The organism is Selenomonas ruminantium AC2024 (assembly GCF_000687995.1).
Lineage (GTDB): Bacteria > Bacillota > Negativicutes > Selenomonadales > Selenomonadaceae > Selenomonas_A > Selenomonas_A ruminantium_B.
Map to the genome: position 1 here is coordinate 288,545 of NZ_JIAC01000001.1, position 22,864 is coordinate 311,408.

Annotated in this window: 17 protein-coding genes; 2 read left to right on the top strand and 15 right to left on the bottom strand. The window is 52.1% G+C overall.

The genetic code is table 11. The features are described 5' to 3' along the window. Positions 1-23: 23 nt before the first annotated feature. Complete coding sequence (locus tag P157_RS0101325) at positions 24-1,352, bottom strand: hemolysin family protein (RefSeq protein WP_026759422.1); 1,329 nt, start codon at positions 1,350-1,352, stop codon at positions 24-26. Between the two features lie 49 nt (positions 1,353-1,401). Beyond that, a complete protein-coding gene (locus P157_RS0101330; RefSeq protein ID WP_026759423.1) occupies positions 1,402-2,640 on the bottom strand; it encodes a DEAD/DEAH box helicase in 1,239 nt (412 codons plus the stop codon). Between the two features lie 650 nt (positions 2,641-3,290). Between P157_RS0101330 and P157_RS13580 the strand changes: the two genes are divergently transcribed. After that, positions 3,291-4,892, top strand: a complete 1,602-nt coding sequence (locus tag P157_RS13580; RefSeq protein WP_051598439.1) for a DUF4127 family protein — start codon at positions 3,291-3,293, stop codon at positions 4,890-4,892. 146 nt (positions 4,893-5,038) lie between these two features. Here P157_RS13580 and P157_RS0101340 read toward each other — a convergent pair whose 3' ends face one another. From P157_RS0101340 to P157_RS0101355, 4 genes are all read right to left on the bottom strand, one after another. Continuing rightward, a complete protein-coding gene (locus P157_RS0101340; RefSeq protein ID WP_026759424.1) occupies positions 5,039-5,263 on the bottom strand; it encodes a hypothetical protein in 225 nt (74 codons plus the stop codon). Positions 5,264-5,470: 207 nt separating this feature from the next. Continuing rightward, on the bottom strand, positions 5,471-7,978 hold the full coding sequence (locus P157_RS0101345) for a DNA topoisomerase 3 (RefSeq protein ID WP_026759425.1): 2,508 nt from the start codon (positions 7,976-7,978) through the stop codon (positions 5,471-5,473). A 13-nt stretch (positions 7,979-7,991) separates the two neighbouring features. Beyond that, a complete protein-coding gene (locus P157_RS0101350; protein ID WP_026759426.1) occupies positions 7,992-8,360 on the bottom strand; it encodes a YkvA family protein in 369 nt (122 codons plus the stop codon). A 13-nt stretch (positions 8,361-8,373) separates the two neighbouring features. Beyond that, complete coding sequence (locus P157_RS0101355) at positions 8,374-8,931, bottom strand: hypothetical protein (protein WP_026759427.1); 558 nt, start codon at positions 8,929-8,931, stop codon at positions 8,374-8,376. A gap of 560 nt (positions 8,932-9,491) precedes the next feature. Here P157_RS0101355 and P157_RS0101360 point away from each other — a divergent pair. Further along, positions 9,492-10,748: a diaminopimelate decarboxylase family protein gene (locus tag P157_RS0101360; RefSeq protein ID WP_026759428.1), complete on the top strand. Its 1,257-nt coding sequence runs from the start codon at positions 9,492-9,494 to the stop codon at positions 10,746-10,748. A gap of 15 nt (positions 10,749-10,763) precedes the next feature. Here P157_RS0101360 and P157_RS0101365 read toward each other — a convergent pair whose 3' ends face one another. The 9 genes from P157_RS0101365 to P157_RS0101405 all read right to left on the bottom strand — a co-directional run bounded on the left by P157_RS0101365 (position 10,764) and on the right by P157_RS0101405 (position 22,857). Continuing rightward, positions 10,764-12,446, bottom strand: coding sequence for a sensor domain-containing diguanylate cyclase (locus P157_RS0101365; RefSeq protein WP_026759429.1), 1,683 nt, complete (start codon positions 12,444-12,446; stop codon positions 10,764-10,766). A gap of 32 nt (positions 12,447-12,478) precedes the next feature. Next, positions 12,479-14,104 (bottom strand): sensor domain-containing diguanylate cyclase, encoded by a 1,626-nt coding sequence (locus tag P157_RS0101370; RefSeq protein WP_026759430.1) that lies wholly within the window; start codon positions 14,102-14,104, stop codon positions 12,479-12,481. A gap of 70 nt (positions 14,105-14,174) precedes the next feature. After that, a complete protein-coding gene (locus tag P157_RS0101375) occupies positions 14,175-15,905 on the bottom strand; it encodes a sensor domain-containing diguanylate cyclase (protein WP_026759431.1) in 1,731 nt (576 codons plus the stop codon). 35 nt (positions 15,906-15,940) lie between these two features. After that, positions 15,941-16,906 (bottom strand): 6-phosphofructokinase, encoded by a 966-nt coding sequence (gene pfkA / locus P157_RS0101380; RefSeq protein ID WP_026759432.1) that lies wholly within the window; start codon positions 16,904-16,906, stop codon positions 15,941-15,943. A 169-nt stretch (positions 16,907-17,075) separates the two neighbouring features. After that, positions 17,076-17,897: a PTS mannose transporter subunit IID gene (gene manZ / locus P157_RS0101385; RefSeq protein ID WP_026759433.1), complete on the bottom strand. Its 822-nt coding sequence runs from the start codon at positions 17,895-17,897 to the stop codon at positions 17,076-17,078. A 36-nt stretch (positions 17,898-17,933) separates the two neighbouring features. Beyond that, the gene (locus tag P157_RS0101390; protein ID WP_026759434.1) at positions 17,934-18,731 is read right to left on the bottom strand and encodes a PTS mannose/fructose/sorbose transporter subunit IIC; all 798 of its coding nucleotides are present in this window, start codon (positions 18,729-18,731) and stop codon (positions 17,934-17,936) included. Positions 18,732-18,811: 80 nt separating this feature from the next. After that, the gene (locus P157_RS0101395; protein ID WP_026759435.1) at positions 18,812-19,288 is read right to left on the bottom strand and encodes a mannose/fructose/sorbose PTS transporter subunit IIB; all 477 of its coding nucleotides are present in this window, start codon (positions 19,286-19,288) and stop codon (positions 18,812-18,814) included. Continuing rightward, positions 19,288-19,719 (bottom strand): PTS sugar transporter subunit IIA, encoded by a 432-nt coding sequence (locus P157_RS0101400; protein ID WP_026759436.1) that lies wholly within the window; start codon positions 19,717-19,719, stop codon positions 19,288-19,290. Before P157_RS0101400 ends, P157_RS0101395 begins: the two co-directional genes overlap by 1 nt. A gap of 318 nt (positions 19,720-20,037) precedes the next feature. Further along, the gene (locus tag P157_RS0101405) at positions 20,038-22,857 is read right to left on the bottom strand and encodes a sigma-54-dependent transcriptional regulator (protein WP_329811582.1); all 2,820 of its coding nucleotides are present in this window, start codon (positions 22,855-22,857) and stop codon (positions 20,038-20,040) included. Positions 22,858-22,864 lie beyond the last annotated feature (7 nt).

The following is a 22,864-nucleotide window of genomic DNA, read 5'->3' on the forward strand; positions in this document are numbered from 1 at the left end:
ACTCCTCTTTCCCAGACATAAAATTAAACAATTTCCTCATGTTCCTCAGTGAGTTCATGAGCTAATTTTATTAAAACGCGGGTAATCCGCGCTCCGTCCACTTCTTCCACGTAGAAAAAATTTCCCTGGACAGCTGCCATCTGGCCGACCTTCGGCTCACTGCCAATCTGGTCATAGAGCCAGCCCCCTACGCTGTCCACATCTTCATCTTCAATGGTGATTTCCAAAATATCTTCGAGTTCTTCCAAGAGCATCTTGGCATCCACCGAATATACATTGTTGCCTCTGGCTTCCGCCGTGGGACGTTCCTCGTCAAACTCGTCCTGAATGTCGCCGACGATTTCCTCCATGATGTCCTCAATGGTCACCATGCCTGCCGTCCCACCATACTCGTCCACGACAATAGCCATCTGACTATGGCTGCCCTGCATGGTCTTTAAGAGCACATTGACATCCATGCTCTCGGGCACCACCAGCGCCTTGCGCGCCAATTTGCGGAAATTCGGCCGCCGCCCGCTGGCCATGGCCTTCATCAAATCCTTCACATGCAGGAAGCCGATGATATGGTCCTTGTCCTCCTTACAGATGGGATAACGGGTCATCTGCTCGGAGAGAATCACATCCATATTCGCCTGCCAGCTGTCCTCCAGATAAATAACCACCATATCCGTGCGCGGCGTCATGATTTCCCGCACGTTGAGCTCCGTAAAGTCAAAGACATTGTCCACAAAATCTGCTTCGGTATCATCAATCAAGCCCTGCCTGTGGCTTTCCTCCATAAGCAGGCGGATTTCTTCTTCGGTATGGGCCGACTCGCTCTCACTGGCAGCCTTAAAGCCCATGCGCGCCGTCACCCAGTTGGCCACATGATTGAGGAGCCAGACAAAGGGATACATGATACGATGAAAAATCAGCATGGGCAGAGCGACCGAAAGCATGATTTTTTCCACGTTCTGAATGGCCATGGTCTTCGGCGTAAGTTCCCCCAGCACAATATGCCCCGCTGTGATGATGGAAAATGCCACCACTAAAGACAGGGTATGTCCCACCATATCATCAAGCCCCGCCATCTGCGTAAAGGGCAGGATAAGCTGCGCAACGGCCGGTTCACCGACCCAGCCTAAGCCCAATGAGGCCAGCGTAATGCCCAGCTGGGTTACAGAAAGTGACGCATCCAGATGGTCGGTGAGCCTTTTGGCGTACACCGCCCGGCGGCTGCCCTCCGCAATCAAGGTTTCCAGCCGTGACGAACGGATTTTCACGCAGGCAAACTCCGCCGCCACAAAAAAGCCATTCATAAAGATTAAAAACGCGACCAGTACTAACTGCAATAGTATCGGTACAATGTCCAAAAGTTATTCCCTCCAAATGTTTTCGCTCACCTATGGTTATGTATTTGGTTTACTTCGCCGTTGCCTTCCGTTTTCCCTGCCGATTTGTATGTTTCTTATTTTTAGAGGCAGTTTTTTTCGGCAACGTGTTGTTGTTCTTCTTCACAGCCGCTTTTTTCTTGGCCGGTGCAGGCTTATCGCCGCCCTTCAATGGCTTGAACGCTATGCCCAGCTTCTTTTCGAGCTGTTCAAGCTTATAGGCTTCCTTGTTGTCCGCCAGCGTGATAACCGTGCCCTTGGCGCCGGCACGGGCCGTACGGCCTGCACGATGCTGATAAACTTCACTGCTTTCCGGCAGGTCGAGGTTGAATACATAGTCTACATCCGGAATATCGAGGCCGCGAGCCGCTAAATCCGTGGAGAGCAGCAGCTTAATGCGCCCTGCCTTAAAATCGGCAATGGCCTTCTGACGGGCCTGCTTGTTATTGTGTCCCAAGAGCGTGCCCACCATAAAACCTTCGTAGCGCAGCTGCGCCAAAATGCGCTCAGCATCAAAGACTTTGTTGATAAAGACCAGACCGCGCTTGACTGCCAGACGGCGGGCCAGATGGCGCACCGTTTCCACCTTGTTGCGGAACGGCGTCATGCGGTAGAGGTCTTCGCGCAGAGCCTGTACTGCAGGGTCTGCCTCCACCTTGATGACTTCCGGATGCTGCAGGAAATCTGCCCGCTCCAAGGCCTTTTTCGGTGCCGTTGCCGAAACCATCACCACCTGACGGTCTTCCGGCAGCAGGCGCACGACATCCGCGGTGTTTTCCATATTCTGGTCGTCAAAGAGGCGGTCGAACTCGTCGAGCACCAGCATTTTGACCTTGTGCAGTTTGAGTTTATTCTTCTGCGCCAGTTCGATAATGCGGCCCGCAGACCCCACAATCAGCTGTGGTTTATCTTTCAGCTTATCCATCTGGCGGGCAATATTGGCCCCGCCGATAAGCCCCTGCACCTTGAGCCCCAGGCCTGCGCCCTGCGCGAGGTCACGCGCCACATTTGTAATCTGCATGGCCAGCTCATAGGTCGGCGCCAAAATCACCGCCTGCACATCGCGGGATTCCGTGTCGATTTTCTGCAAAACCGGCAGCAGATAAGCCAGCGTTTTGCCCGTCCCCGTGGGGGCCTGAGCCACCAGATTGCCGCCGCCCAAAACTTTGGGAATGACGGCTTGCTGCACCTGCATAGGGGATTCAATATTCTGTTTCGTTAAAACAGCGGCTAACGCTTCGCTGATGCCGAGGTCTATAAAATTGCTCATTTTTTGATTACCTTTCTCTTGTTCGTGATGGTTGTTAATAAGTGCCGGGAGCGGGGGCACGATTGGGGAGCTGCACTAAATGTCTGGCATGATTAGTACGTGAATCTAGTTACTCGCGCCGGTCACCACGGCGCATTTACATCGCGTTGTCCAGTTTTTTTGACTTGCCAGCCAGCGGAGCAGTCGTTCCGCTCCCCAATCGTGTCCCCGCTCCTGCCGCTTTTGCGGCCGTTGCTATTCGCTTACTTTTTCATCGACTGCTATTGTGGGGAACGTGCATTCCCGTAAAAAGGCCTTAAAGTCAGTCTCCATAGATTATGAAAGCATTATACCATAAAAGACCGTCCTGCGCATAAAACCTCATACTAAAATTAACGGGCAGCGACTTGGGGGAGGGGGCATGTTTTGCGGGTGGAACGACTGCTCCGCTGGCTGGCACTACAAAAGGCCAACGAGCTAAGATGTCAATGCGCCGTGGTAACCGGCGCAAGCACCTATAAGCCACGACATTCTCATGCCAGACATTTAGTGGAACCCGCAAAATATGCCCCCTCCCCCAGCACAAACGCCTCAAAAGCAGGAATAATTACCTTTAACAACGAATAAAGATAAGGGTAATTTTATCTATGCAACAAAGGAGGTTCACTATCTTGAAAAGAATTATCACGTTATTTGCAATCGCCCTCTGCCTGGCCCTGCTGCCCACCAATTTCAGCACCGCAGCAGCCGCTCCTGCAGTTCAGGGCAAGAAAATAATCTTTATCCCCCTCGACAACCGTCCCATAACGGACAAGGAAACGCGGGAAGTTGCAGAAAAGGCTGGCTATAACATCGTCGTGCCGCCCGAAACCTTGCTTGGCAGCCGTGAGCAGCACGGCGACCCGGACGGACTTTGGCATTGGCTGCAGGATAATGCACGCGGTGCAACAGCCGCGGTTATTTCCACCGATGCCATGATTTACGGTAGTCTCGTCAGCTCCCGCAACCACGAACTGACACAGGAACAAATCACCGAACGGGTGAACCGCTTTCAAAAACTCCATCAGGATTTTCCCCGCCTGCCCGTCTACGGCTTTGGCACCATTTTGCGCACCCTCTTAACTGCGACCCATTCCGGCGCGGGCATGGAACCGGCAATTTATCAGCAGAATGCGGTAAAAATCCGCGACTACAGCGCTCTCCGCGATAAAACCGAAATGGGGCTGGCCTCCCAAAAAGAACAGCGTGCCATGCAGAAGCTGGAACAGGAAATCGCTCCGGCTGTCATGGAGGACTGGACGCACCGTCATAACCTCAACTACAATGCCAACAAAGCGCTGATGGACCTCACCAGACAGAACAACCTTTCCTTCCTGCTGCTCGGCGGTGATGACGGCGCTTTATACTCCCAGACCCATTACGAAATCCGCCACCTGCAGGAATATGGCCAGAATATCGGCAAGACGAAATTTCAGGTAACCTCCGGCGCCGATGAGCTCGCCATGGTCATGCTCTGCCGGGCCATTCTTGACGACAAGCGCGATATTCCCTTTGTCTACACCGCCTACAATATCGGCAAAGGCCGCGACACCATCCCTGCTTATTGCAATGAAAAAATCGGCATGGATATGGATAACACCATTATCGCCGCCGGCGGCATGCAGGTTCCTGTACCGGAACGCGCTGAACTTATCATGGCCATCAACACCAATCCGGACGGCAAAACCGGCGCGGCCAACTCCCCCGCCAACACGACTAAGCCCCGCCAAGGCACCAAGCCCTTTGTAAATATGGTCAAAGATTTTGTCAGCAAAGGCTATCCCACAGCCGTAGCCGACATCGCCTATGGCAACGGCGCCGACAACGCCTTGATGAACGAGCTGCACAAAGCCGATTTGCAGTTCAAGCTGCTGGCCTACGGCGGCTGGAACACCGCGACCAACACCACCGGCTTCCTGCTCGGCACAGGAATGCTTGCCAAATGGATGGACAGACAGTCGCAGGAAGAACTGATGCTGACCCGCTACTTAGAAGATTGGGGCTATCAGGCCAACGTGCGCCAGAGCCTTGCTGCTGCCGTTTGGAGCCAGCCCGGCTACAACCAGCAGACCGGCGAACTCAACGGTGCCCGCAGCTTTGCCGCCGCCAAAGGCACAGAGATGCTCAAAGCATTTGCCCAGAATAATATCAAAATCCCCGCAGGACTTTCCCTGGAGAAATTCCATATTACACATCCGTGGAACCGCTTGTTTGAATGTGCGATTTTCTTCTGATTTCATTCGCAGGATACATAGCTGACTCGTCAAATGACGGGTCAGTTTTTTATTGGGGTGTTCCCCGCCCAGCAATGCGCCCTGCCTTCAGCAGGCAAAATAAAAAGAGCACATCGGATGTGATATGCTCTCTGTCTATTCTGTAATCAAGCGAGAATGTTGTTTTGGGGCTTACCCGGTTGTGTCCACTTTGGTTTAAAGAAATCGAAGAACTCCTTTATTTCCTTAGCTCCATTTTTGACTTTGTTTTCCAATTTATCCATAAATTTCTTCATCCCTTTATCACATTCCTTGCTTGTAAAGAATGCACTACCTCCAGCTACCATGTCCAGTTCCATAACGTCCAGCTTATTCATGAATTTCTTATCCATTTTATTTTCCCCCTCACATCTTTGTGTGTTGTTATCTTGCTTTCTGTTCTTTATATCCCCGAAAGCAAAAAGTGTGTAGCGATGTGAAAAAAATTTTTGTAATGCAAATAAGCGCGGTGTCCGGTGATGTCTTTCCTTAGCTTGACAAACCTGTCTAAGTGAAGGAAAGATATTACCGAACACCGCGCGTCTTAGTATATCGATGTTCTACGAATCCAATAACGGCATGCCCTTATTATCATCGAAGGTCGCCGTACACCGCGGATAATTCGTGCATCCCCAGAATGCCCCGTTCTTCCCGCGAATCAGCCGCAAATGCCCTTCCCGGCATTTCGGACACAAATATTTATCATCTGCCGTCTTGCTTTCCTTGGCGGCTTTTTCCATGGGACTTGCCGAATACTTGGGCTTATCGCCCCAATTCTGCCACGGACGTGGTGCCGGACGGCTGGCCTCATAACTTGCCATATCTGCCGCCATCTGTGCTTCGTAATCGGCCGCGGCAAACAGGGAATTCAAATCCGCCATATCCTGCGCACTCGGGCCGGCGCCTGTCTGGGCATAAGCCATTGTGGGAGCCGGTCGCGGCGTGGACGCAGTACGAGTACGCACCGCTCCGCCGCTTTGCCGTGCCAGCTGACTGGCCGATACTGCCGCAGGGGCACTATTGCGGAAACTGCGTGCCATTCTTGCCTTGGCATCTTCAAAATCTGGCTTGCCGTCCTTGTCGTTGCAGGTCATGCGGCATTTAGGATAGTTGGAACAGCCCCAGAACAGGCCGTTCTTCCCCTTGCGCTGGGTCAGTACGCCGCTATGACAGCGCGGGCAGACGTTTTCGCCCGTGACTTCCATCTGCGCATTGCCCGCCTTGCCGCAGAGTTTTTTCGTGAATTCAATCTGGCCCTGCAGAAATTCTTCCAAGGTGCCATCCCCTTCGGACATGGAATGGAGCTTATCCTCCCAAATGGCCGTGGAGTCCGGATAGGTCATTTCATCGGGCAGGGCATCAACCAAAAGATACGCCGCTGGCGTGGGCACGAGATACTTCTTCTTGCCCTGTTTCTGCATGAATTTGCGTTTGACCAAATCCTCGATAATGGTCGCGCGCGTAGCTTCGGTGCCGATACCGTAGACATCCTTTAACTGCTTTTTGGCTTCGGGATTCTTCACATACTTGTGGATTTCCTTCATGCCCGCGAGCAGCGTGGATTCCGTAAAGCGCACAGGCGGTTTAGTGGCCCGCTGGGTAATATCTCCTTTTTCATAGTTGACATTATCCTTTTTCTTCATCACGGGCAGGGTTCCGTCACTCTCGTCCGATTCATTGTCGCTGTCGTTATCCTCGTCGGCAGATTTTTTCTTGGCCGCCTGATACATAATTTTCCAGCCCAAATCCCGCTCTGTGCGGCCGCTGGCGGTGAACAGTTCTTCCTTATAAGTAACCTCGACCTTGGTCTGGTCGTAGAGGTGTACCGGATAGAACTGCGCCATATAGCCGCGGGCAATCAAAAAGTAAAGATTGCGCTCCTCGGTGGTCATGGTCTGCATATTTGCCTTGACCGTGGTCGGAATGATGGCATGGTGCGCCGAAATCTTCTTATCATTCCAGGCCCGGCTTTTGCATTTCGTATCTACGCCATTTGTCCAGCCGGCCAGTCGTTCATCTCCAGCCTGCGCCAGATTGGTGATGATTTTCGTCGCATCGCCAAACTGATTGGTGGGCAGATATTCACAGTCAGAACGCGGATAGGTGGTGAGCTTCTTTTCGTAAAGCTTTTGCGCCGTATCGAGCACCACCTGCGGGGCATAGCCGAACATCTTGCCCGCCAGCACCTGCAAAGAGGACAGGGAAAACGGCAAGGGCTGCGGCTCCTGCTTTTTCGTCTTTTGGTAGGCCGAGATTACGCCTTCGCGCGGCTCCTGCTGAAATTCCGCGAGTTTTGCTTCGGCGATAGACTTATCAATCAGGCGGTTTTCGCTGTCCAGCCCCGCCATGGTATCCCTGGGCTTCCACTGTGCGGCAAAGCGGCCGTTCTCGTGGGAGAACTCCGCCTTAATCGTATAGTAATCGACGGGCTTGAAGTTCTCTATCTCCCGCTCCCGGCGCACGACGAGCGACAGGGTCGGCGTTTTTACCCGGCCAATGGGCAGCACCAACTTATCATGGCCCGCCCGCCGTGCCGCCAGCGTATAAGCCCGCGAAAGGTTCATGCCGATAAGCCAGTCCGCCCGCGCCCGCGCCAGTGCCGACTGCTTGAGATTGAAGAACTCACTGTTTTCCCGTAGGTTGGCATTGGCTTTCTTGATACTCGCCTCATCCAAGGCATTCAGCAAAATACGTTTGACCGGCTTTTTATTGCCCAGATAGTCGAGCACCTCATCCACCAGCAGCTGTCCTTCGCGGTCAGGGTCCCCGCCATGGACGATTTCATCACAGCGCTCAATAAGCCCCTTGACGATGGCAAACTGCTTTTCGCAGGATTTATCGACAAAGAGTTTCCACTGCTGCGGGATAATCGGCAAATCCTCCGCCCGCCATCTTTTATACTTCGGGTCGTATTCGTCAGGCTCCGCCTGCCGCAGGATATGGCCAAAGAGCCAGGTCACGACCCCTTCCCCGGTTTCCAGATAGCCGTCACCACGGCGCACAGGCCCCTTTAAGCATTTGGCGATTTCCCGCCCCATGCTGGGCTTTTCCGCAATATATAAACGCAATTTTTCTTACACCTCAAAAAATCAATCGATAAATTCCATAGATAACCAGCCCGAGCCAGCAGATGACGAACAGGGTCGCCGTAAACAAAATGGCCGGCATATAGCGCAGCATTTTCCCCGCCTGCGCTTCTGCCTGATAGCGCACATGCGATGGCAGCAGATTCGTAAGTCCCATGACCGCCGCCGGCACAATCACCGCATCATCAATGACTCCTGCCAAAGGAATGGCATCGGGAATCAAATCAATCGGGCTGACCAAGTATAAAATCGCCGCGATTAACAGCCCTTTCACATTCTTCGGGGTATCCCGATGTTTCAGAGCCACCAGCATCACCAGCAAATCATAGCGAAACAGTTTCAAAAATGTCAGGATTCTACGCATAATTTATAACACCTCACAACAGGAGCGCATTTATCTTTTTGTCGAGAATGTCCAGATTATTGGTGGAAATACTCAGCACCTCCGCCCCCTTGGACACTTCACTCTTGGCCTTCTGAGTGCAGGCATGGGAGACGGCATTGGTATTAATCACGAGGATATCCGTCCCTGCCAGTTTTTCCCGGTCAAAGTTCTTATTGCTGCCAATTATCTTAAAGCCGGGATGGCGGGCCACGACCTTGGCCTGCCAGGCTTCAGTGCCGCCGATAACCGCAATCTTCCACGGCAAACCGGCAAAGCAATCGACATCTTCCTCTGCCTGCGCTTCTTCCCCTTCGGGAACGTCCTCTGCCACAGGCTTTTCCACCAGCGGCTCATGCTTGCGCAAACGCTCTCTTACTTCCGTCAATTTTTCCTGCAGGTGGATATTTTCCACCAATATATCTTCGTATTTTTCCTTATAGCTGTCCCGCTCCGTCTGGAGCACTGCCAGCTGATTTTCCAAATCCGCACAAATCGTTTCCAGCTCCGCCAGCCGCTTCAACGCACTTTTCGGAGGCTTCGTCTGGGCCATCGCATTCACCTCATCTTCATCTGCTATTGTACTATGAATTCTTGGTGAGTCAAGCCTGCACGATGCAGAGCGCGGGAAAAATACGTTCATTAGTGCGTGCTGTAATATTTTTGTTACAGCTCAGTGGGGGCGGAGGTGGTAAGCAACAAGTACATCGATGTTCTTGTAACGGGAGTAACGGATTCGATGCAATAACCCAGGCCGTACCTTTGGGCGAATGGGGGAGTGCTTTTTCTGTAGGAGCGACTGTCTGAGCGCAGCGAAGACCGGCCCGCCGTAGGAAGTTACTAAGTTAATGCGCTGAAAGGAGCGCCGCCGGCCTGCCCGGCGCAGGTAACGAAACAGCTATAACCTTGCAGGGCGGGTCGTTTAGCGGAGACAGAAAAAGTACTCCCCCATTCGCCCCTGACAGCGTACAAACGGGATATATTTTGCACAAATCCGCTTATAATTTCTTATAACACGACGCATATATTAATTGACAATAGTATACCTCCCTGTTATAATTAGTTACAAATTTACAGTTAATAATCATTCTCTCTACCAACAGGAGGAAAGCGATGAGTAAAAAATATTTCCCTTTGTCCACTGACAAATTACATGAAGTCATCCAGAAATTCCCCACACCCTTCCATATATATGAAGAAAAAGCCATCCGCGAAAACATCCGTGCCCTGAAAGATGCGTTCAGCTGGGCACCGGCTTTCCATGAACAGTTTGCCGTCAAAGCCCTGCCCAATCCCCGCATTGTGCAGATTCTCCACGAAGAAGGCGCTGGCACCGACTGCAGCAGCCTCGCTGAACTCTTAATTTCCGAAGCCGCCGGCCTCAAGGGCGAGGAAATCCTGCTGACCTCCAACGATACACCCGCTGACGAATTCCAAAAGGCCGTGGAACTGGGCGCCATCATCAACTTGGACGACATCACCCATCTGGACTATCTCGAAAAACACGCTGGCCTGCCGCAGGTGCTCTGCTTCCGCTACAATCCCGGGGACGAAGTCGAAGGCAACGACATCATCGGCCAGCCCACGGAAGCAAAATACGGCCTGACCCATGACCAGATGCTCGAAGGCTACCGCCGCGCAAAAGAAAAAGGCGTCAAGCGGTTTGGCCTGCACACCATGGTCGCTTCCAACGAGCGCCGCACGGAAGCCTTCCTGCTCACAGCCCGGCTGATGTTCGATTTGGCGGTGGAACTCAAGGAAAAACTGGATATCTCCGTGGAATTCGTAAACCTTGGCGGCGGTTTCGGCATTCCCTACCGCCCCGAGGAAGAACCGCTGAACCTCAAGGAAATCGGCGAAGGCATCCATCAGCTGTACAACAAGATGATGGTGCCCCACGGCCTTGATAAGGTCGCTATTATGACGGAAAGCGGCCGCGCCATGACCGGCCCTGCCGGCTGGCTGGTTTCCACGGTCCTGCATGAAAAGCATACCTACAAGGACTATATCGGTCTGGATTCCTGCATGGCTAACCTCATGCGTCCGGCTCTCTACGGTGCTTACCATCATATCACCGTAGCCGGCAAGGAGGACGCCCCCTGCGACCATGTTTATGATGTGACAGGTTCCCTCTGCGAGAACAACGACAAGTTCGCCATTGACCGCAAACTGCCGGAAATCAATGTCGGTGATATCGTGATTATCCACGACACCGGCGCGCATGGCAGCGCCATGGGCTTTAACTACAACGGCAAGCTCTGGTGCGCAGAGCTGCTGCTCCGTGAGGACGGTTCCATTGAACTCATCCGCCGCGCCCAGACCATTGATGATTATTTCGCCACATTAAAATACCCGGGCTCACTGCTGTAAGTCCGGGCAAGAAAATCACATATTGACCACTACACAATTCCGGCCATTATTCTTGGCCTGATACAAGGCACCATCGGCGCGCTTGAACAGCGTGGCGGCGGTGTCTTTTTCGTTCTGCCAAAGGGTGATGCCAATGCTACAAGTTATCCTATGGCCTGCAAAAACCATACCTTCCACCTGCTGGCGAATCTTCTCGGCCAAAACCTTTATTTCCGTCAAATCGGCGCTGTTTACCAGCACGAGGAATTCCTCGCCGCCCCAGCGGACGCAGGGGTCGTCTTTGTCCAGCTGCTGCCGCACCACGGTGGCAAAGCCCCGCAAAACTGCGTCTCCGGTATCATGGCCATAATTGTCATTGATTTTCTTGAAGAAGTCAATATCAAGCATCAGCATGCCAAAGGGGATGTCTTTTTTCCGGGCCTTGGCGATAGCCGCCGCCAGTAAATCCTTCAGCTTGTTGCGGTTATAACAGCCCGTAAGCGCATCGGTTTCGGATTTTCGCTGTATGACGGCCACTTCCTGTTCCAGCCCGGCCGTCTGCTGCAACAGGGATTCCTCGTGGCGCACCTGCTCCCGCAGGATGCAGATGACGAAGTACAAAAAGGCATAGGCCCCCAACGGCGTCAGATACATACGCCATGGCAACAGATGATAGTGACCTGCTATCCCGTCAAACAGCCCGAGCAGGGTAAAGGCCACCGTGGGAAACAGTACCGCCTTGCAGAGGGCATCCCCCTCCCTAGCTGCCTGTATGCACCAATAGATAGCAAAGCCTTCCCCAAAAGGCAGCAGCAGATAGAAGAAGGGCATCAAGCCGTTCATGCTGTGCAGGCCTAAAGCCTCACCTGTCATAGCCGTCACAAAGAGCAGCACATTAGCTCCCAGCACGTATTTCATGCGGGCATAGCTTTTCCCCTTTAAGAGTTCCAACAGCACGAGATTGGAGGTGATGGGCAGCAGATAGGCAAAAATGCTCAGCATGTACCACCAAAAACGCGGCCAGTCCCCAAAGAGACTTTTCACGTTGGAAGCACTGACACACCAGAACACAAACACCGTCATAAAGAGGGTGATATACGCGTAGAGCCGTTTCCATCCCTGCGGATTGAAGTAGTAATAGAGGAACATGATAAAGATGATGGCCAGACCGACGGGAATCGCGATGACCAGCGGAATATCCGAAAAAAAGAGCTGGCTCATCTGAACCTGTTCTGTATCTACCGAAAACATACTAAACCAGCCCAAGTCTTTGGCAGCATGGGCATAGAGCTCAATCACCAATAGCTGCTGGCCGGAAAACTCCGGCAGATGAACCATATAGGGCTGTGAGCCTTCATCAAAACGCTGTGGCTGAAAACTGCCTGCCGAAAAGAAATACTCATCCCCCAGCCACATGCGCACCGCCTGTTTGGCTGTCAAAAAGAGCAGTATTTTCTTTTGCGGCTCTGTATCGTTCACCTTCACTGCCAAGAGCAGGCGGTCGGTGCCCTGCTTGAAGAGAGGCCGGCGTTCCAAATCAAAGAGGGGCCAGCTTTCCACATTCTGCCGGGCAAAATTCGGGGCGGCCGTGAAGGGGGCCCCCGTAAATTCATAGTAATGCCATGGGCCTTCGAGTTCAGCGGCTTGCGCACTGCCGCCTGCCAGCAGTCCCAGTCCCAAAACCAGGCAGAGCAAAATTCTATATATGCTTTTTCCCATCTCACTCTGCCTCCTTTCCCTTTTCTCCGCTTTTATTCTACCGCCACCTGATTGCGGCCGTTGCACTTAGCTTTATAGAGAGCATCATCCATGCGGCGGAAGATGCCCACCTGACTGTCGGTATCCGCATGCCACTGCGCCACGCCAGCGCTTACCGTAAGCTGCCGGTGACGGAAGAAGGGATGCACTTCCACCTGATGGCGGATTGTATCAGCCAGCACACAGGCCTGTTTCACATCATATTTAGGACAGTAGATAACGAACTCCTCCCCGCCCCAACGGAAGAATTCCTGTTTTTCCGTCATCTGACTACGCACGAGCTCCGCAAACTGCCCCAGCACCCTGTCTCCAGCTTCATGTCCATAAGTGTCGTTAACGTCTTTGAAGTAATCAATATCCAGCATAATCAGCGAAAACTTTTTGCCCGCCGTAATCTTTTGACGAATGAAATCTTCAAAAGCGCCCCGGTTGCGGCAGCCTGTCAGCTCGTCCATTTCCGCCCGCGCCATGGTGGCAGCAATTTCAGCCGTCAGTTCTTCCGCATGAGCCTCCAGTTCCCGTTCCCGCACAATCTGCTCCCGCACCATACAGATGACAAAGGTGGTGCAGGCATAGATACCCAACGGCAGCAGATAAAAATGCCAATTCCAGAAACGGGTGTAGAGCAGGACGCCATCTAACAATCCCAAAACAGCCATTACGACCATGGGCACCAGTGCAAATTTGGCGTAGGTGTTCCCCCGTCGAATGGACTCCCACATGCTATGAAAGACAAGTGCCTGTAAGCAGAGCAGGGAGCCATAGAGCAACTGGCGGCAGACGAGCAGGCCGTCATGTCCTGTAAATTCGAGCAGCAGGGCCACACCAGCTAGCCCCGCATACCCCACCACGGTACGGTTAATGGCTGGGCGCAAATCCGCCTCCAATATTTCGGCCATCAGGGAGTTGGCCACCACCGGCAGCAGATAACAGAGGAAATTCTCCAGAAACCGCCAAACCACCGGCGCATCCCAAAGCAACTGCTTCACATTGGACAAGCTCACCGTCCAAATGCCGATTATCGTCATCAGCAAAATCAGCTTGATATTAAGCCAGCGGTGCGCCGCCCGGTTGAAAACATACATCAGGGTAATCATGGCCAGCAGAACTGCCACTGGCAGAGAAATCACATAGGGAAAATCCATCGAGAATATGCGCTTGGCCTGAGCCTCCTGGCTATCCACGATAAAGTTCTTAAACACCCCCAACTGATGGGAGTGATCCGCATAAAAGTGAAAGAGCAGCATGGTCTGATGGGGCACATATGGCAGCTCCATCAAATGCCATTTGCGGCCATGCCCCAGAAAGCGGGCAGAAAAATCACCATCGCTGTAAATTTTGCTGCCCTCCACAAAGACCTCCACTGCCTGCCCATCGGTTGAAAACAGCAGGGTATTCTTCTGCGGTTCCGTAGGCAGCAGAGGAACCTCTAGCCAAACCTCGTGCTTATCACCGGGGATTGGCGACTGGAAACGGCCAAAGTCAAAATACTTCCACTTGCCCTCGCTGTCCTCCGTCAGATACTGCCAGTCTTTGCCGATTACCGCAGCCTCGCCTGCGGACAGAAAAAACAGCATACCAAAAAAGAGACACAATACAACTACGCTTATCCGCTTCATCGTCTGCGCCTCCTTCTGCAAAAACTGCCTTCCTTTGCTATATAATTAGATATTACCCGGTAAAATTCCTTTATTCTGATTCCTCATCACTGTAGAGATTTTTGAACCAGTGCAAATTGCTCTTCGGTTCCCGGCATACCCGGTTGCGCCCCGTGCGCTTAGCCATATAGAGAGCATCATCCACCCGCTTTAAGAGCTGTGTCTCCGAATCATCCGCACCATGCCAGGATGCCACGCCCAGACTGCAGGTAATGCGAATCTTGCCGTCATAGAGCGGCGTGCTCTCCACCTTTTGGCGCAGCCGCTCCGCAATCATCATGGCCTCCTCACCAGTGCAATGACGGAACAGGATGATGAATTCCTCACCGCCCCAGCGGACCAGCACATCCTTCTTCTTGATATTGTGCCGGATTACCTCCGCAAAACCGGCCAGCACTTCGTCTCCAACCTCATGGCCGTAAGTGTCATTAACTGTCTTGAAAAAGTCGATATCCAGCATAATCACGGAGAAGGGCTCCTCCTCATTCTTATGCTGCAGGATTTCCGTGGCCAGCACAATCTCCAGCTTATTGCGGTTGTAGCACTTGGTCAGATTGTCCATGGTGGCCTTTTCTATGGCCTGGCTTACCTCCTGCTTAAGACCGGCCTCACGGTTCATCAGCATGCGTTCCCGCTTAATCTGATGGCGCATGATAAAGGCCACGAATACACAAAGCGAAAGGGTGGTATAGGGCAGTAAATAGCCATCAACTACATACCAGTGGCGATAAAGGGAAATGCCATCCAATGTGCCGGCTCCCGCCATAAAGAGCAGGGGCACTGACACCGCCCTTGCATACATATTGCCCTGATGGGCAGAACGGGCAATGGCATATAGTGCTGCCATTTCCAGCAGCGGCAGGAATGTATAGAGGAGCACCCTGCCCCGGCTCATGCCGTTGAAGCCCAAAAACTCTGCGCCCACGGTGATAAACAAAAGCACCGCATAGATGAGTACCGTCCAGCGCACCATCTTCTTGTAGCTTCTGTCCACCACCTGAAAGATTACGATATTGGCCAGAAGCGGCAGCAGATACTCCGACATCTGCATACTGAAGCGCCAGAACAGCGGCGCATCCAGCACATACTGCTTGGAATTGGTGGCACAAATCATCCAGATAATGAACACCGTGATAAAGGCAATAAAGGAATTATAGAGTCTTTTGGGCGCAGCAGGACTGGTGGCGTAAATCATCATCATCACCAGCATGAACACCGCCAACGGAATATTCATCAAATAGGGCACATCCTGACGGAAGATGCGCAATACCTGTTCCACATTGCCATCCAGCCAAATCTGGCCAAAGTACCCCAAGGTAGCATCCGAGGCCGAATAAGCATGAATCCTTAGTTCCCTGCCCCCGCTGCCATCCGGAATACTCACGATATGCCAGCGCTGTCCATAGGACATAAAGGCAGGCCGCATCTCCCCATAGGTATAAATACAGCTATCGCCCAGCCAGACTTCAAAAGCCTGATCGCGGGACTGAATCAGAAGCGACGCATCCCGCGGCATATCCTGTGGCAAATTGGTCTTGAGCCATACCTGCTGCGTATCGCTTTCCACCGGCGGATTCTGCGGGAAATCAAAAGGGCGCCAGGGCTCCCCTGCCGCTGCGCCTTCCTCTGTCTGCCAGAACCATTGCCCAGCCAATTCAGCCGCTATCCCCCGCATGGGCAGCAGCAGTATGCATACAAAAAAGAGGGAACAGGCCAGCCATAGCAATAAGGCCGTGCCTTTCAAAGCCGACTTTAATTGCAAGGTTATCCCTCCCTCTTTGTTTGTTTTAATTTAATTTATGCCAGCACGCGGGCAAGGCGTACCAGTTCCGGATTCAGCGTCTTGGTGTTGTTTACGGCATCAAAGAGATTTACGCCCACAACCTTGCCTTCATTGAAACCAAAGACCACATTGGTTGCACCGGAGATAATGGCAAGCGCTGCCTTCTCACCCAGCATGGAAGCCTTGATACGGTCTTCAATGGTCGGAGAACCACCGCGCTGAATGTGACCAAGTACGGATACGCGGGTATCGATGCCCGTCTTGTCCTCAACCACCTTGCCGAGGCCCACAGCAGAGCCAGCGCCTTCTGCTACCACGATAATGCTGTAGCGCTTGCCGGCATCATACATAGCCTTGAGTTCATGGCAGATTTCATCGAGGTCATATTTCACTTCCGGTACGAGCACGTATTCAGCACCGCCAGCGATACCAGCCATCATAGCCAGCCAGCCGGAGTTACGGCCCATAACCTCTACGAGCATGATGCGGCGATGAGCCGAAGCCGTATCGCGCAGCTTATTGATGGCATCGACAATGGTGTTGGCAGCCGTATCGCAGCCGATGGTGTAATCCATGCCCCAAACGTCGTTGTCAATCGTGCCCGGCAGGCCGACAATCGGCATGCCCGTTTCCTTGGACAGGAGAGAGCCACCAGTCAGAGAGCCGTCACCACCGATGATAACGAGGCCCTCAATGCCGCGTTTCACCAGATTATCAAAGCCCTTCTTGCGGCCTTCGGGAGTCTTGAACTCCATACTGCGGGCCGTGCCCAGGAAGGTGCCCCCTCGCTGAATCATATCGGACACGCTGCGGCTCGTAAGCTCTTCGATATTATCGTCAATCATGCCGGCATAGCCGTCATAGATGCCGTATACCTTTACCCCTTCATGCAGGGCAGTACGTACTACAGCGCGAGCTGCCGCATTCATCCCCGGGCTGTCGCCACCAGAGGTCATTACGGCAATTGCTTTTTTAATCATGCAAACATCTCTCCTATATAGAAATCCATAACAAACAAAACTAATTCAAAACATAACTATCTTTATTTTACGCAAGTCACTAGCAAATGTAAAGTATTTCCGCGCAATTTGTCGGGCTTAACACGAAAAACCTTCCCCGCAGGGAAGGTTTTTCTATAAAGTTTCTAAATTACACCTTCATGATGCCCAGAGCATAGCAGATGATGCCCAGTGCGAAGAGACCGAAGATAATCCAGATTGCGTTGACTTTACGCTTCAGGAGTGCCATGCAGGCAAAGGTCATGAGCAGAGGAACGAGGCCCGGCATCAGCTGGTCGAGGATACCCTGAACCGTCGTTACCACATGTTCGCCCTTAGCATTGGTGATTTCAGATACAACTACCGGAATGTTAACGGACGTCCATTTGTTAACGAGCGCGCCCATTACGAACAGACCGAGGATGGAAGCACCTTCCGTAATCTTCTGCAGCTTGTTGCCAGCCACATCCTGTACAACATCCGTACCTTTGGCATAGCCGTACTTAATACCGTACCAGCGAACGCCCAAACGAATCAGGTTGAAGAGAACGAAGAACAGGATTGGGCCGATGATGCTGCCGGTCATAGCAAAGGAAGCACCGAGAGCAGCCGTAATCGGACGGAGCGTACCCCAGAAAATCGGGTCACCAACACCAGCCAGAGGGCCCATCATACCAACTTTGATACCGTTGATAACACCGTCGGGAATGTCAGCACCGTTGGCCTTCTTTTCCTCGAGAGCGGCCGTGATACCGATAATCGGAGCAGTTACGAACGGCTGCGTGTTGTAGAATTCCAGGTGACGTTTGATAGCCTGCTTCAGTTCTTCACCTTCATAGAGACGGCGCAGGATAGGAACCATACCGAAGCAGTAGCCCAGGCCCTGCATACGTTCCATGTTCCAGGAAGCCTGCAGGAAGTTAGAACGGACGAAAGTCCAGAAAAAGTCGCTAGAAGTAATCTTCTTTTCCATTATATTATCCTCCTCAAGTTTCAGCTCAGTGCAAAATTAGTCCAGTTCGTCGTCAAGGTCGCTGGAGCTTGCAGCGGCAGCAGCCGGAGCAGCAGCAACTTCAGAATACTTCGGGTTGAGCTGGATGTAAACCACAGCGCAAACGAGGCCGATAACGCCCAGAGCAACCAGGTTGAAGTTCGTGAAAGCAGCGACAACGAAACCGAGGAAGAAGAACGGCATGAGGTACTGTGCGCCCATCATGTTGATAACCATTGCATAACCAACAACTACGATGAAGCCACCAGCAACCTGCAGACCACCGGAGATAACGGGAGGAATAGCATTGAGCATGTCCTCAACAGCGCCCGTACCAACCGTCATAGCAACGAGCAGAGCGGGGATACCAACGCGGAGACCCTGCAGCAGCAGTGCGCCGTAGTTGCAGAGGTCGATACCGAAGAGGTTGCCTTCTTCAGCATAATCATCAGCTTTGTGCTGGAATACCACGGAAACCGTCTTACAAATGATAGCCAGAACCTGACCAGCAGCAGCCAGCGGCATAGCGATTGCGATACCCGTTGCCACATCCTGATGGCTGGCAATTACGAGAATTGTGGAAATTACAGATGCCAAAGCTGCATCCGGAGCGATTGCCGCGCCGATGTTCATCCAGCCCAGAGCCATCATTTCCAAAGTACCGCCAATGATAATACCGGTAGTCATATCGCCTAAGATAAGTCCAGTAACGGTGCAAGCAATCAGCGGACGGTGAGTCTGCATTTCATCGAGGCAGGAACCCATACCCGCAATTGTTGCAAAAATAAAGATTAACAAAATTTGCATAGTGCCCATTATATATTCCCTCCATTATGATAATCCTGCGGTGACGGGCCGGCATACACCCCAGCCCGCCGCCGCAAAAATACGGCCAATTATTTGAGGACATCCATCAGCATGACTTTCTTATCCGTGTCAACCTTGCGGATTTCCAGTTCAATGCCTTTTTCATTCAGCTTCTTGAAGGATTCGATATCCTGATCGTCAACGGAAACAGCGCCCGTAATCTGATGCTTGCCTTCGTGGAAGCTCATGCCGCCGATGTTAACGCTCTTGATGTCTACGCCATGTTCTACCATGTAGAGAACGCTGGTCGGGTTCGTGAAGAGCAGCAGGCATTTTTCGTTTTCGTATTTCGGGTTGTTGTAAACGCGAACAGCTTTTTCGAGGTCTACAACGTGGGATTTGATACCAGCCGGAGCAACCTGTTTCAGAAGCGTTGCGCGGATGGTGTCTTTTGCCACATCATCATCGCAAACGATGATGCGGGTGCAGCCCGTAACCTTGGACCAAACGGTTGCTACCTGACCATGAATCAGACGGTCATCAATTCTTGCAAGTACGATATTCATTACAGTTCATCCTCCTCATCATCGGCAATCTGGCTGGCATGGAACGTCTGCAAACCGCTGCGGCCTGCTTCTACGGCGCGTTCCATCAGAGCTTTGATGTCAGAACCATCATCAGCCAGCTGAGCGCTGCACATCTCGATGAGCATCGGCAGGCTTACGCCGGTAACAATGCCATAATTTTCGTTGCTGATTACCAGACGGCAAGCAGCGTTGTACGGGCTGCCACCGAACAGGTCGTTCAGGAACAGCACACCATCCTTGCAGTCAAGGCCTTTGATGGCTTCTTCGTACTTAGCCACCACATCGTCCGGGCCTTCACCAGGAACCAGCGTTACAGCTGCAACATTTTTCTGTTCACCGCAAATCATTTCACAGGAACGAACCAGTTCTTCTGCGAAGATGCCATGCGTACCAACAATAATACCAAACATTCTTTCTACCTCCTAAACAATTTCCCCTAAATTCATATTTATGGTTGAATTTGAACGTTTTTGGCTTTTTTTGCCTTACGCCCCTATATAATGCAAGATGCGTGCCAACTTTGTGTATCAAAAACGAAATTTTATGTTTTCGTTTGTTTTTCCGTGGTTTTCACGTTTTTTCAGAATAATAATCTTGTTTATGATACTATAATTCTTGTTTTGATACACTTCGATACACTATTCAATACTCTTTTCCTAAAAATGACCCTCATCATGATAAAAAAAATACACTATGACAAATGTCATTGTCATAGTGCATTATCTGTATCAGAGCATATTCGCCATAAAATAATACTCATCTTCGTCAAAACGTAATTTCAGTGTTTCATCGAAGATTTTGGCCGCTCTTTTGAGTGCCATGAGTTTCTTTTCATCTACGGCTGACTTGTCTTCCTTATATACCAGCGGGCTGCGGGTCACCACGCGCTCCAAGGCACAACCGCAGTGCACGAGCAGGCGCACCCGCAGGGGATTGGAGAGTTTTAACTGCAGGTCTGCTTCCAGTGACTTGTCAAATTCCAGCAGCACACTCATGATTTTGGCAGGATTCAAATAAGTAAGGAACCGTTGCAGGGATTCTTCGCAGAGCCGCTGCACCACCATGTTCCCCTTCCCCTTGCCCTCGCTGGGGGACAAACTCGTTTCCAGCACCGACTCACTGTCAAAGACCAGCTCGGTAAGCAGCCGCTCCCCTTCGCCGTCAATCAGCTGTTCCAAGGGAATAAACGGCACGTTCATGGCAGGCTTCTTCATGCCCACCGCCGCCACAATGCGGTATTCCTTGGCGATTTCCGCCAACCGGTCATCCATATGCAGAACGCCAATGGGAATGACCTCGATAATCCGTCCCGCATGACGCAGTACATCTTCCACGAGCGCCTTGAGTTTCATGGCCGCACCGTGTCCCGAGGAACAGATGGTCACAATGGCTTCCTGTGTATTAATGGGCAGCTCATGTGTATCAACTGCCTCATAACCTTTGAAACTCAACAAGGATTCATAGATACTATCCAAATCCATGCCGGCAATATCCACCTTGCGCATGGCTTCGAGTATCAGCGGCGTGGAAACCATATCCAGCGTGCGCACAGGAATCTTGAGCCGCTCGGCCAGCATGGCCCCGATATTGCAGAGGGATCCCATATCTGCAAGAATGAGTACCCCCTTCTGACATTCCATGCCCTTGAGCATGGCCGCCGTCTGTTCGAGTATATCCTGTGGATTAACCTCCAGCGGCATATCAATGGCAATGATGTTGGTATCCGTGGAGCTGAACAGCCGCTTGGCCACATCCACCATGGAACTGGCCGTAGCCTTTCCGTGAGTGGCCACCAGAATGATGATTTTTTCTTCCAAGTCATCATCATCCGAGGATTCCAACAGCAGCGCGATATACTCAATCTCAGCCTGCGGTACCTTCACATGGTAGTGCTTTTCAATCAGCGCGCCCAGTTCCTCCGCCACCCGCATATAGTCCGAATCCTTGGGGATGGCCCCTTCGATTTCCGTGTAGGGAATGGACTCCTGTGCCTTGACCCGCTTGAGGAAGGCCGACAGATGCAGGCTGAACGCATACAGGAACCGGTCACGGTAACTGCGGTTGAGCCGTTTCTGCACATAGAGAGAAATCTGCTCGGAAAAATCCACCAGCGCCTCATCCACAATCTTTAAGAGCCGTTCCCGGGTGGTCATGTTGACGGAATGCTTCTTATTATACAGTTCCTTTACGTAGACATTCACATCCGTGGCTACAATCTGCTTGACGAGCTCATCACTGATGCCTTCTCCTTTGAGCAAGGCCACCTTATCTTCCACGACCTGATAGAGGTTGAAGCCTTCCCGGCTGCCCTCGTCATCCACCTTGAACTTGCCGCCCGGTGGAGACACGAGCAACGGTTCGCTGACATACTGGGTCAGCTCCGCCAAAGCCTGACGGTTGGCCGAAAGGGTCAGCAGCCCATCCCGCACCCCCAAAGGCAGCATGCGGAAGTCCGCCTCGATAAAACTCGGATTGTCAATGCCGTTCAAAAAAGCCTGCGCACAGAGCAATTTGATGTTGGATTTCAGCTGCCCCACATTGCCGCTGCCGATACTGCCAATCAAAGCCTTGACGGCTTCCACGCTGATGCGCACCGGCTTCTTGACCCGCTGGGCTTCTTCCATAAAGAGCAGCTTCAAAATATCGAGCTTTTCTTCCAAGGTGCGTTCCGACAACGGCTTAATGGTAATGATGTTGGGAATACGGCGCACAAAAGTCTTGGTCAGCGCCGAATTGGGGTCCTCGGTGGTAGCCCCGATAATCAGCACCTTGGCCTTGCGGCTGCGGGTGGTTTCCCCCAAACGGTTAAAGGTGCCCGTATCCATAAAGTAGAAAATCATTTCCTGCCCTTCCGGTGGCAGGCGGTGAATTTCGTCCAGGAATAGCACGCCGCCGTCCGCTTCTTCCACCAGACCGGCTTTCGCCGTATCCGCTCCCGTAAACGCACCCTTGATATGGCCGAACACATGGGAGATTAAGAGCTGCGGATTGTTGTAGTAATCCGCGCAGTTAAAAGTGATAAACGGCGCATCTTCGGAGAAGCGCTTCATGGCCTTGCCATACGCAAACATCATATGGGCAAAAAGCGTCTTGCCGACACCAGTCTGGCCGACAATCAGCGTATGCAGGCCATCCGGCGGATAGAGAATCGCCGCCTTGCCCTGCTCTACCTGCCGCTTGAGGCTCTTATCCGCACCAATCAGCCGGGCAAAAGGATTGGCTTCTTCTTCCGCATCACTGGCAAACAGCCGCTTGCACTCCTCCACATCACGGAACTGCAAAGGCCCCTGCCCCAATTCTGTCCCCAACAACTCCGCTAGTGTCTCCCTGTCAAAATACCGCACCGGCCGTCCGGTAAACTTCACAATCTTGTCCTGCCGGTGCAGTTCATTTAATTCCTTGGACACATTATTCCGCAGAATATCCAGCTCCGCCGCAATCTCCTGGGCATCAAAACCGATTTGCCCTGTCAAATCCTTGGCCTTAATCGCTGCGGAACGCTCCTGTATATAAGTCAAAATCCGCTCACTGCGTTTCAACTGTATCACACCCCTT

What these genes read in the sequence shown, in the direction of transcription:
- pfkA (WP_026759432.1), bottom strand. Translation starts at nt 16,906, where the DNA reads ATGATTAAAAAAGCAATTGCCGTAATGACCTCTGGTGGCGACAGCCCG.
- P157_RS0101360 (WP_026759428.1), top strand. Translation starts at nt 9,492, where the DNA reads ATGAGTAAAAAATATTTCCCTTTGTCCACTGACAAATTACATGAAGTC.
- P157_RS0101330 (WP_026759423.1), bottom strand. Translation starts at nt 2,640, where the DNA reads ATGAGCAATTTTATAGACCTCGGCATCAGCGAAGCGTTAGCCGCTGTT.
- P157_RS0101365 (WP_026759429.1), bottom strand. Translation starts at nt 12,446, where the DNA reads ATGGGAAAAAGCATATATAGAATTTTGCTCTGCCTGGTTTTGGGACTG.
- P157_RS0101350 (WP_026759426.1), bottom strand. Translation starts at nt 8,360, where the DNA reads ATGCGTAGAATCCTGACATTTTTGAAACTGTTTCGCTATGATTTGCTG.
- P157_RS0101395 (WP_026759435.1), bottom strand. Translation starts at nt 19,288, where the DNA reads ATGAATATCGTACTTGCAAGAATTGATGACCGTCTGATTCATGGTCAG.
- P157_RS0101400 (WP_026759436.1), bottom strand. Translation starts at nt 19,719, where the DNA reads ATGTTTGGTATTATTGTTGGTACGCATGGCATCTTCGCAGAAGAACTG.
- P157_RS0101355 (WP_026759427.1), bottom strand. Translation starts at nt 8,931, where the DNA reads ATGGCCCAGACGAAGCCTCCGAAAAGTGCGTTGAAGCGGCTGGCGGAG.
- P157_RS0101370 (WP_026759430.1), bottom strand. Translation starts at nt 14,104, where the DNA reads ATGAAGCGGATAAGCGTAGTTGTATTGTGTCTCTTTTTTGGTATGCTG.
- P157_RS0101390 (WP_026759434.1), bottom strand. Translation starts at nt 18,731, where the DNA reads ATGGGCACTATGCAAATTTTGTTAATCTTTATTTTTGCAACAATTGCG.
- manZ (WP_026759433.1), bottom strand. Translation starts at nt 17,897, where the DNA reads ATGGAAAAGAAGATTACTTCTAGCGACTTTTTCTGGACTTTCGTCCGT.
- P157_RS0101340 (WP_026759424.1), bottom strand. Translation starts at nt 5,263, where the DNA reads ATGGATAAGAAATTCATGAATAAGCTGGACGTTATGGAACTGGACATG.